General features: G+C 59.4%; 2 protein-coding genes. Both read left to right on the plus strand.

Going from position 1 to position 1,196, the window contains the following annotated elements; genetic code table 11:
• The first annotated feature begins 157 nt into the window (after positions 1-157).
• Positions 158-865 carry a DeoR/GlpR family DNA-binding transcription regulator gene (locus tag AC0GNO_RS23840; protein WP_274923534.1) on the plus strand — a complete coding sequence of 236 codons (708 nt, stop codon included), beginning with the start codon at positions 158-160 and terminating at the stop codon, positions 863-865.
• 118 nt (positions 866-983) lie between these two features.
• Positions 984-1,196, plus strand: a 213-nt coding sequence (locus tag AC0GNO_RS23845; protein WP_030093369.1) for a DUF4158 domain-containing protein, incomplete at its 3' end; no start/stop codon positions are given.

Here is a 1,196-nt window from a genome sequence, read left to right on the forward strand (position 1 = left end):
CGTACCTGCGCCTGTCCAAGCTCAAGCACCTTCCAGCCAACCCGTTCGAGCACGCAGCGCCGCGCTTCGCAGGCCTCACCACGCATCGGAGTTGAAGGTCAAGTTCCATGCAAAACGGCATTGAGCCCGTCAACCGTCCTGAAATGCAAGAAAACAGATGCTCAAAGCAGCTCGCCAGAAAGAAATCGTCGCCCTTTTGCAAGGGGGCGGCGTCGTCGAAGTCAGCGTGCTGGCGGAGCGTTTTCAGACATCGCCGATCACTGTCCGCCGTGACCTCATCGAATTGCAGGAGCGTGGCGTGCTGGCCCGCACGCGAGGGGGCGCGATTCCCGGCAATGAGGTGTATGCAGAGGGTTGGGCGCGGTACGAGAGTGTTAGCTACGCGGAGCGCGAGAGGGAAAACTACCGCGAGAAACGAGCCATCGCGGAGCTGGCCGCGCAATCAGTGTCGGACGGCGACTGCATCCTCATCAACGGCGGTACCACGTGCAGGCACCTCGCGGAAGCTCTGCGAGGTCATCACCACCTTCATGTCGTCACCAACGGACTGACCGTCGCCATGGAGCTGGCCAAGAGCAGAAACGCCACTGTCCATCTCCTGCAGGGCACCGTGGACTTTCAGAAGATGACGAGTGTGGGCCGCCTCGAAACAGGTGCATTCGAGGACATCACGGTCAGAGCGGCCTTCCTGGGCGTCCACGGGATCTCCGCGACCGGGGGCATCGGCATGCTGACGCCCGAGGAGTCAGCGATGAATCGAGCCTTCGTGGACGCGGCCCAGTCCGTCAATGTCCTCGTCGACTCCTCCAAGTTCAAGGCGCAAGCAATCTTCAGGATCGGGGTCTCCTCGTTTTCAGTGCAATAAGTGACGGTACGCAAAGCTAGCACTGGCGCGGGGGTGGTCTGGGTAGACCGTTGATTTCATTGACTTTCCTGTTCGCTTTGTAAACGGGTATGGTGGCCTCCCACTTTTGAGGTTCACGATGCAGGGTTGGCACACAACGTTTTTGGGGATGCGTGGGCTCCCCCGCGATATCAGCGACTTCGAGATGAAGGCATTTTTCACCTTCGATGGTGCCGAGCGCGACGCAATCAATGCACGCCGAGGTGATTCCCACAAGCTTGGTCTGGCGCTCCATATTGGTTTCCTGCGCATGAGTGGGCGTTTGCTCGGTGCCTTTCGGGTAATTCCAGTA

The sequence above is a fragment of the Hydrogenophaga sp. L310 genome, from assembly GCF_055703065.1.